Origin of the sequence: Bifidobacterium sp. SO4 (genome assembly GCF_018555355.1) — a bacterium.
Classification (GTDB): domain Bacteria; phylum Actinomycetota; class Actinomycetes; order Actinomycetales; family Bifidobacteriaceae; genus Bifidobacterium; species Bifidobacterium miconisargentati.
Genome location: NZ_JAFEJP010000027.1, coordinates 1 through 8,221, shown reverse-complemented (window position 1 = coordinate 8,221; position 8,221 = coordinate 1). Strand labels below are relative to the sequence as shown.

Annotated in this window: 4 protein-coding genes; all 4 read left to right on the top strand. The window is 64.3% G+C overall.

All coding sequences use genetic code 11. The features are described 5' to 3' along the window. Positions 1 to 266 precede the first annotated feature (266 nt). Positions 267 to 2,570, top strand: coding sequence for a 5-methyltetrahydropteroyltriglutamate--homocysteine S-methyltransferase (gene metE, locus JS536_RS11560; protein WP_214357043.1), 2,304 nt, complete (start codon positions 267 to 269; stop codon positions 2,568 to 2,570). A 174-nt stretch (positions 2,571 to 2,744) separates the two neighbouring features. Further along, on the top strand, positions 2,745 to 3,593 hold the full coding sequence (gene metF, locus JS536_RS11555; RefSeq protein WP_214357042.1) for a methylenetetrahydrofolate reductase [NAD(P)H]: 849 nt from the start codon (positions 2,745 to 2,747) through the stop codon (positions 3,591 to 3,593). 181 nt (positions 3,594 to 3,774) lie between these two features. After that, a complete protein-coding gene (locus tag JS536_RS11550) occupies positions 3,775 to 6,963 on the top strand; it encodes a bifunctional [glutamine synthetase] adenylyltransferase/[glutamine synthetase]-adenylyl-L-tyrosine phosphorylase (RefSeq protein WP_214357041.1) in 3,189 nt (1,062 codons plus the stop codon). A gap of 16 nt (positions 6,964 to 6,979) precedes the next feature. Further along, entirely contained in the window at positions 6,980 to 8,029 is a 1,050-nt protein-coding gene (locus JS536_RS11545; RefSeq protein WP_214357040.1) for a WYL domain-containing transcriptional regulator, read from the top strand. The last annotated feature ends 192 nt before the right edge of the window (positions 8,030 to 8,221 follow it).

Genomic DNA, 8,221 nt, shown 5'->3' with positions numbered 1-8,221 from the left:
TAGCGTTCCCGCCTCGCCTCGCACATAAGACCCCGACTCGCGTACTCCACGCCCTCGAAAACCCACCTGCCCATACATGACTCCCGCCACCCGGCCAAGCGTTGCAACGATCACTAGAACCCGCCCCGTTCCCGGCGTCCCTGAGAGGGGGCGGGAACAGCCGATATAACTATTTCCTATAACGACACCCAGCACTTTCTTATGGGCTTGAAACGCCGATGGTTTGATACCCTAATCGGGTTACGAACGCATACATTGGAGGATTCATGTCCACTCTGACTTCCGTCTCCGGCTTCCCGCGCATCGGGCAGAACCGCGAACTGAAGAAGATCATCGAAGGCTACTGGAAGGGCGCCAACGACCTCGCCGCCGTCAAGGCCACCGCCGCCGAACTGCGCGCCAAGCACTGGAAGCTGCAGCAGGCCGCCGGCATCGACCTGATTCCCAGCAACGACTTCAGCTACTACGACCAGATGCTGGACACCGCCATCCTCCTCAACGTGATCCCCAAGCGCTACGAGCGTCTGGCCTTCGAAAACCCGGAGGACACGCTCTTCGCCATGGCCCGCGGCTATCAGGGCGACAAGGGCGACGTGACCGCCCTGCCGATGAAGAAGTGGTTCACCACCAACTACCACTACCTGGTGCCCGAGGTCGAGCCCGGCGAGGAGATCAAGCTTAACTCCACCAAGCCGTTCGACGAGTTCAACGAGGCCAAGGCCCTCGGCATCCTCACCAAGCCGGTGCTCATCGGCCCGTACACTTTCCTCAAGCTGGCCCGCACCGACCAGGCCACCGAACTGGAGTACGACAAGGGCCTGGTCAACGCTGTGGCCGCCGTCTACGCCGAAGTGCTCACCAAGTTCAATGAGCTCGGCGCCCAGTGGCTGCAGCTCGACGAGCCCTACCTGGTGCTCGACAAGGAGCCGGGCGACGTGGAGCTCTTCAAGACGCTCTACACCAAGATCCTGGCCGCCAAGGCCGGCGTCAAGGTGCTGCTCAACACCTACTTCGGCCACATCGCCGACGTGTACGAGACCGTGAACCTGCTTGGCTTCGACGGCATCGGCCTGGATCTCAACGAGGGCCGTGAGGAGAACCTCGAGGCCGTGGCCAAGTACGGCGTCGCCTCCGGCACTACCATCTTCGCCGGCGTGATCAACGGCCGCAACATCTGGCGCAACAACTACGCCATCTCCCTCGGCCTCGTGGACGCCCTCAAGCAGGTCACGCCGAACGTGGCCGTCTCCACCGCCTCCTCCCTGTTGCACGTGCCGTTCAGTACCGAAGGCGAGACCGGCATCCCGGCCGATGATCTCAAGCACTTCGCCTTCGCCGTCGAAAAGCTCGGCGAGCTCAAGGAAGTGGCCGTCCTCGCCGACGCCACCGAGGACGAGAAGAAGGCCTCCGCGGCCCTCGCCGCCAACCAGGCCCTGTTCGACGGCACCCGCGTGGCCGCTGATCAGGCCGTCGCCGACCGCGTCAACGGCCTGACCGCCGACGACTACGTGCGCCAGCCCGCCCGTGAGGAGCGCCAGAAGCTCCAGCGCGAGGCCCTCGGCCTGCCGCTGCTGCCCACCACCACCATCGGCTCCTTCCCCCAGACCAAGGAGGTGCGCGCCGAGCGTGCCAAGCTGCGCAAGGGCGAGATCACCAAGGAAGCCTACGACGAGTTCATCAAGGCCCAGATCGACGCCTGCATCAAGCACCAGGAGGAGATCGGCCTGGACGTGCTGGTCCACGGCGAGTTCGAGCGCAACGACATGGTCGAGTACTTCGGCCAGAACCTCAACGGCTTCCTGTTCACCAAGAACGCCTGGGTCCAGTCCTACGGCACCCGTTGCGTCAAGCCCCCGATCGTCTGGGGCGACGTCTCCCGCGCCAAGCCGATCACCGTTGAGTGGTCCGCGTACGCCCAGTCCCGCACCGACCATGTGATGAAGGGCATGCTCACCGGCCCGGTGACCATCCTCAACTGGTCCTGGCCGCGTGAGGACATCACCCACGAGGAGCAGACCAAGCAGCTGGCCCTCGCCATCCGCGACGAGGTGCTCGACCTCGAGGCCGCCGGCATCAAGGTGATCCAGATTGACGAGGCCGCCCTGCGCGAGAAGCTGCCGCTGCGCAAGTCCGATTGGCACGTCAAGTACCTCGACTGGGCCGTGCCCGCCTTCCGTCTGGTGCACTCCGCCGTGAAGCCCACCACCCAGATCCACACCCACATGTGCTACTCGGAGTTCAACGACATCATCCGCGACATCGACGCGATGGACGCCGACGTGATCTCCTTCGAAGCCTCCCGTGGCGATCTGGTGGTGCTCGACGCCATCCACGACGCCCACTTCGAGACCGAGGCCGGCCCGGGCGTCTACGACATCCACTCGCCGCGCATCCCCTCCGAGCAGGAGATCGAGGACCGCATCTACGAGATTCTCAAGAAGATGGACGTCGAGAAGGTCTGGATCAACCCGGACTGCGGTCTGAAGACCCGCGGCAACGCCGAGACCTGGCCGAGCCTGGAGCATCTGGTGGCCGCCGCCAAGGCCGTGCGCGCCAAGCTCGCCAAGTAGTAGCTGGACACGTTAAATAGGTTATCGGCTCCCCTCTTTGAGGGGAGCTGTCGCCGTAGGCGGCTGAGGGGAGTCGGGGCGATTAGCTCATGACGCTCCCCTCAGTCAGCTTCGCTGACAGCTCCCCTCAAAGAGGGGAGCCGCATTATGTCGCAATTGTGCTAAGGAAGCAACATGCATACCCCGATGTTTTCGCTGGAGGTGTTCCCGCCGAAGCGCAACGCCCCGGTCGGCACCATCTATGACACGCTCGACGGGCTCGAAGGCCTGGATCCCGACTTCATCTCGGTGACCTACGGCCACGGCACACACACGGACCGCACGGCCACCGCGCGCATCGCCAACACCATCCGCCAGGAATACCATATCCCGGCCGTGGCCCACCTGACCGCCCTTTACTCCGACAAGGCGAAAGTGGATGAGGCGCTCGACATGTTCGAACAGGCCGGCGTGGAGGCGGTGCTCGCCCTGCGCGGTGACTACATCGAGGGGGAGGAGACCGTCGGCGTCTTCCCGCACGCCAGCGACCTCGTGGCCTACATCCGCGAACGCAAGCCCGAGCTCAAGGTGTTCGGCGCCTGCTATCCGGAGGGCCACTACCAGTCCGCATCGCTGGACGAGGACATCGAGCATCTGAAAATCAAGGTGGACGCGGGCGTCACGCACCTGATCTCCCAGCTATTCTACGACAACGACGACTTCTACCGCTTCCTTGACAAGGCCCGTGCAGCCGGCATCGACGTGCCCATCGAGGCCGGCATCATGCCGGTTCGCGGAGCCAAATCCGTGCGCCGCATGGCCGAACGCAACGCCTCGCGCATCCCGGACCATCTTGCCGCCATGCTCGACCGTTGGGAAGGCAACGCCGAAGCCCTGCATGCGGCCGGCATCGCCTACGCCTCCCAGCAGATCGCCGATCTGGTGGCCCACGGCGTGGACGGCATCCACCTGTACTCGATGAACCACGCGGCCACCACCCGCCGCATCTGGCGCAACGTGGAACCGCTGTTCACCGTCGACTGACGAAGGTATCGGCCATAGGACCGATACACTGTTTTCCGCCGCCTCTCGGCAGCTCGTTCGGCTACCCCTCAGTCGGCTTTGCCGACAGCTCCCCTGTCAAGGGGAGCCGAGGAGCGTGTATTCTCTGATTTCCGCCAGACTGACGCGAAACACCGCCGCAGACCGGTTACACTGGAATTCCATGGAGCTAAAGACGACGTTCAATCCCAGCGCAATGGACCTCATCCGGGCGGGCCTGCAGGATCTCGACAAATCCCGCACGCTGTTCGACCAGCTCAAGGCGGACGGCATCCCCGACGAACGTCGTGCGGAACTGCTGGGCATGCTGGCCCACGCCTGCGACCCGGACGTGGCCTTGCGCAACTTTGTGGACATCGTCAACGCCATGCAATCCAGCGGCCGCGACCTGAGCCGCGTGATGCCTGACGGCGCCGCACTCAAGCGCCTCATCACCGTGCTCGGCGTCTCGGACGCCATGGGCAAGTTCATGCGCTTCAAGCCGGACCTCGTCGAGGCCGCGGCGGTGGACAACTGCGAAAGCCACCTGTTCAACCATGCCCAGCGTCGCGCGCACCTGCTCAGGGCGGTAGGCGCGGACCCGGACGAACCGGCGCATCCGGTGGCCACCAAGGACCTGGCCGAGGCGGCCACGGCCTTGCGCGCCAGCTATCGCAAGCAACTGGCCGCCATCATCGCCCAGGATGCCGTGGCGGACGACCCCACCGCCATCCAGCCGACCATCAGCCGTGAACTGTCGGATCTCGCCGACGCGGCGCTCGAAGGCGCGCTGGCCATCGCCCGCCACGAAGTGCCTGACAGCGAGCATGTGCGCTTCACCGTCATCGGCATGGGCAAGCTCGGCGCCCAGGAACTGAACTACGTCTCCGACGTGGACCTCATCTACGTGGTCGAACCGGCGGACAAGGAGACCGACCACCAGACGCTCATCCGCGTGGGCACCAAAATGGGCACCATGCTGCAGCGCGTCTGCCAGTCCGCCATCATGGGCGTGGCCGAACAGCCGTTGTGGCAGATCGACGGGGGACTGCGCCCCGAGGGCAAGGATGGCCAGCTGGTCCGTGTGCTCGAATCACACAAGACCTACTACGAGCAGTGGGCCGAGAACTGGGAGTTCCAGGCCCTGCTCAAGGCCCGTCCTGTGGCTGGCGACCCCGACCTCGGCAAGGCGTACATGGACATGACCCGCCCGTTCGTCTGGACGGCCTCCAAACGCAAGAACTTCGTCTACGACTGTCAGAAGATGCGCCAGCGCGTCGAGAACCTCATCCCCGCGCCCCTGAAGGATCGTGAGATCAAACTCGGCCGCGGCGGCCTGCGTGACGTGGAATTCACCGTGCAGATGCTGCAGCTCGTCCACGGCCGCACCGACGAATCGCTGCGCACCAGCAACACGCTCGACTCGCTGCAGCGTCTGTCCGAAGGCGGCTACATCTCCCGCAAACAGGCCGTGCGCATGTCCAAGGACTACCGGTTCGAGCGTGTGATGGAGCATCGCCAGCAGATCTGGTCCCTCAAGCGCACGCACCTGTTCCCGGATCTCGGCCGCGCTTCGGTGGGCGGACTGGAGAAGAAGCGCGACATCGACGTGGACGAGCTCAACCGGAACCAGGAGCTGCGTCGTCTCGCCCGCGCGTTCGGCCTGCACCCGGAGGAGCTCGTCGAAAAGTACGACGACGTGCGCCGTGAGGTCCGTCACCTGCATCTTGACATCTACTACCGTCCGATGCTGCCGGTCAACGCCCAGCTTGAGGACGACCAGATCAACCTGAGCGTCGAAGTGGCCCAGGAGCGTTTCGCATCCATCGGCTTCGGCGATCCGCAGGCCGCCATCCGCCACGTGCAGGCGCTCACCGCCGGCGTGGGCCGAGCGGCCAAGATCAACCGCATCATCCTGCCCGCCGTGCTGCAGTGGCTGGGCGAGGGCCAGAACCCGGACATGGGTCTGCTCAACTGGCGCAAGCTGGAGGAGAACTTCGGCACCGACTCCAGCTACCTCGGCTTCCTGCGCGACTCCACTTCGGCGGCGCAGCGCCTGTGCCACATCCTGTCCAACTCCCGATTCCTGGGCGACGCGCTCAACAAGTCGGTCGAATCCATCAGCTGGCTGGGCGATGATGACGATCTTAAGGCCCGCACGCGCGAGGCGCTGGACGTGCAGACGCACTCCGCGCTGGAGCGGTTCGGCTCCAGCATCAACGAATTCGCCAACTCCGTGCGTGCCATGCGCCGTCACGAGATCGAACGCATAGGCTTGGCCTGGATGAGCGGCGTCATGACCGACGATGCCAGCCTCAAGGCCATGACCGACGTGTACGACGCCATCATCGATGCCTCCCTGACCTGGGCCGTGCGCCGCCAGACCGCCGCGTTCGGTGCGAACCATGCGCCGGCGAGCCTCGCCGTCATCGCCATGGGCAGATACGGCGGTCGTGAGGTGAACTTCAGCTCCGACGCGGACGCGATCCTCATCTACCGGCCGGCCGACGACGCGGACGACGCACAGGCCAATGCCTTCGCCAAGAAGGTGGTGGAGGATCTGCGCAACATCCTGCAGGGACCCACCACGCTCGAGCCCAAGATCGAACTCGATTTGGATTTGCGGCCGGAAGGCAAGAACGGGCCGATCGTGCGCTCGTACGCCTCCTGCGAGGAGTACTACGAGTCGTGGTCCTCCACTTGGGAGAGGCAGGCACTGCTGCGCGCCCGGTATGCGGCGGGCGATGCCGAACTCGGTCGCGATTTCCTCATCAACATCGCCGACCCGCTGCGCTATCCGGTTACGGAACTGACCGAAACCGAGTTGCAGGACATCCGCCGGCTCAAGGCCCGCATGGAGGCCGAGCGACTGCCGCGCGGCGTGCGCCGCGAGCGTCATCTGAAACTCGGCAAGGGCGGTCTTTCCGATGTGGAGTGGACCGTGCAGCTCATGCAGTTGCAGCATGCCGGGGACATCCGCGACCTCCGGGTCAACGGCACCTTGGAGGCGCTGGATGTGCTTGAGGCCAAGAAACTCATCAGCCCGGTGGACGCCATCCAGCTGCGCAAGGCATGGACGCTGTGCACCGCGGCCCGCAACGGCAACTACCTGTGGTCCGGCCGTGCCAACCAGGCGGACATCCTTCCGGACGACATGTACTCGCTCGGCGGCATCGCCGTATACCTCGGTTACGGCGCGCATCGCGGCCAGCACTTCGAAAACGACCTGTTGGGCGTCATGCGCAAATGCCGCGACGTGTGCCAGCGGCTTTTCTACGGTCAGATCGAGGAGGCCGCACAACAGCCGTCGTCGCCGCGTATGCACGTGATCGCTCCGAGGCTCGTCGAGAACCGTCGCCGCGCCCAGCGGTAGGGAAGGCGGTGTGCGTATGGTTGTGGCGACTCGTCCTGCTCCTCCCACATCGCAGATCGTGGTCGGCATCCTCGAACTGCTGGATGGCCATACGGATCGCGAGCACGGGGTGAGTGCTGCTTGGATCGCCGAACAGCTCGGGGTGACCGAGAAGACCGTGCGTGGGCATCTGCATACGTTGGAGGGGATCCAGCCGTTCGGGCGCAGGGTCGGGCGGATCATGCGCCGTGACCTGGAGCATGCGGAGAGCGCCGATCCGAGACCGGGCTGGTATATCGAGCCCGTGTTCGATACCGCGCAGATGCGGTTGCTTGCGGATGGGGCGGTCATTTCCCGTTCGGATGGCGATTATCTGCGTGATCTGATCGCCAAGGTGTATTCGTTCGCCGGCCGTTCCGGGCAGGTCGACGACATGGGTGAGCCGCGTACGCCGCGCAACTACAACCGTGAGTTCCTCAACAACATCGAGCTGTTGAACGACGCCATCGACCATGAGAGGGCCATCGGCTTCCATTACTGCACGTACGATGTGGACGGTTCGCTCGTGCCGCGACGCGACGCGCAGGGCCATGTGAGGGAATACCGTGCGGACCCGTACCGGCTGATGTACCGGAACGGCAAGTACTACCTGATCTGCCACATGCATTCATACGAGAGCCTGTCCTACCTGCATGTGGAGCGTATCCGCGACCTGAGGGTCGACGGGGCCGACCATTCGCTCGAGCGGACGCTCGAGAGCCTCAACCCTCATCCGGGTGTCCCGTTCGATTTGGACCGTCATATGGGGGAGCGGCCCTATCCGATGAGCGAGGCGGCCGTGCCCGTTCATTTGAGGATCCGGAAGACGCTGGAGCCCGTCTATGACTGGTTCGACGACGCCAAGGTCACGCGGCTTGACGGGGACGTGTACGACGTGTGGGTCACGGCCAACGAGTACGCCGTCCTGTGCTGGGCCCTGCAGTACGCTGCGACCAAGCTCATCGAGGTGCTGTCCCCGCAATCCCTGCGCGATTCCCTGCGTGATACGGGCGAGTACCTCGCGGGGCTTTACGCCGGAGCCGTGTAGGGATCATCGGCTTATGGCCAACCACGTAATACATCGTAATACATGCGCATATATGGACTGTGGCCCGCGACGTGCCTCACGTTTTTTGAGCGCGAAATGGGTAGTGGTGCCTCACCTGGAGTGAGCGCGAAACCGGGTTGGTCTGTTTGGCTTGTCGTATGGAAGACAGGATCAGCATGGCGACGAAGCGGC